Source organism: Rhizobacter sp. P2_H2 (assembly GCF_056403375.1).
In genome coordinates, this window is record NZ_JBFUFP010001220.1 from 1 (window position 1) to 1497 (window position 1497).

At 65.6% G+C, this 1497-nt stretch carries 1 protein-coding gene; it reads right to left on the reverse strand.

Going from position 1 to position 1497, the window contains the following annotated elements; all coding sequences use genetic code 11:
• Positions 1-1023, reverse strand: a 1023-nt coding sequence (locus tag AC1D15_RS31755; protein ID WP_477829185.1) for an NAD(P)/FAD-dependent oxidoreductase, incomplete at its 3' end; no start/stop codon positions are given.
• Positions 1024-1497 lie beyond the last annotated feature (474 nt).

Sequence of the window (1497 nt, forward strand, 5' to 3'; positions counted from 1 at the left end):
GTTCAGGAAGCCGGCCTCGCAGCCGACCAGCGCGCCGCCGGGGAACACGAACTTCGGCAGGCTCATCAGCCCGCCGCAGGTGATCGCGCGGGCACCGTAGCCGATGCGCTTGCCGCCTTCGAGGCAGGCGCGGATCGCGGGGTGCGTCTTCCAGCGCTGCATTTCCTCGAACGGGCTGAGCCAGGGGTTGCTGTACTCCAGGCCGGTGATGAAGCCGAGCGTGACCTTGTTGTCTTCCATGTGGTACAGGAAGCCGCCGCCGTAGGTGCTGTTGTCCATCGGCCAGCCGAGCGAGTGGATCACCTGGCCGGGCTTGGCCTTGGCGGGGTCGATCTCCCACAGCTCCTTGATGCCGAGCGCGTAGGTCTGCGGATCGCGGCCGTCGTCGAGCTTGAAGCGCGCGATCAGCTGGCGGCCGAGCTGGCCGCGGGCGCCTTCGGCGAACACCGTGTACTTGGCGTGCAGCTCCATGCCGAGCTGGAATTCGCCGGTGGGCTCGCCGTCCTTGCCGATGCCGAGGTTGCCGGTGGCGACGCCCTTGACCGAGCCGTCGTCGTTGTAGAGGACTTCGGCGGCSGCGAAGCCSGGGAAGATYTCRACGCCSAGSSCYTCGGCCTGCTGGCCGAGCCAGCGCACGACGCTGCCGAGGCTGATGATGTAGTTGCCGGCGTTGTGCAGGCTGCCGGGGATCAGGAACTGCGGCGTGCGCAGCGTGCCGGTCTGGCTGAGGAACAGCATCTCGTCATGGGCGACGGGCTGGTTCAGCGGGGCGCCGAGTTCCTTCCAGTTGGGGAAGAGTTCGGTGAGGGCGCGAGGGTCCATGATGGCGCCGCTGAGGATGTGGGCGCCGGGTTCGGAACCCTTCTCGAGCACGACGACCGAGATCTCCTTGCCCTGTGAGGCCGCCAGCTGCTTGAGCTTGATCGCGGTCGCCAAGCCGCCGGGGCCACCCCCGACGACCACGACGTCGTACTCCATGGATTCGCGCGGGCCATGTTGCTCGAGGATGGCTTCGGGGGTCATGTCGGTCCTTGTGTCCTGGGCGCTGCGCGGCAGGCAGCGCTTGTCTCGGTGGCGCGCATTGTATCGATGCTGAGCGCTAAAAAGAACGATCGTTCTTTTTTGGCATTGCCGGGGTTTCGCCCCGGCGGGCGAGTCACTTTGGCTTCGCCGAAGCTTCGCTTTCATTTGAGCCCAAATGAAAGTAACCAAAGCAAAGAGCTTCAATACAAAACCATACGGTTCGTTCTGGCCCGCTTCGGACAACACTGCCACTTCGGCTGCACATCCTCCTTCATTGGGATTGTTGACCGTTCTTCTCCACACGCCTCGCTCGCTTCGCATCGCATCGGCCCCRTCGAGGCGATGCGAGCTGGACAGTCACCGTCCGCCGAACGGAACCCCGGTCAGCACATCCGCATGCGCCCGCGGTGCAGACCGCCCGTATTGCGGCGGCGGCGGCACTTGCCCACCCAGCTCCGCCGCTGCATGCCACAC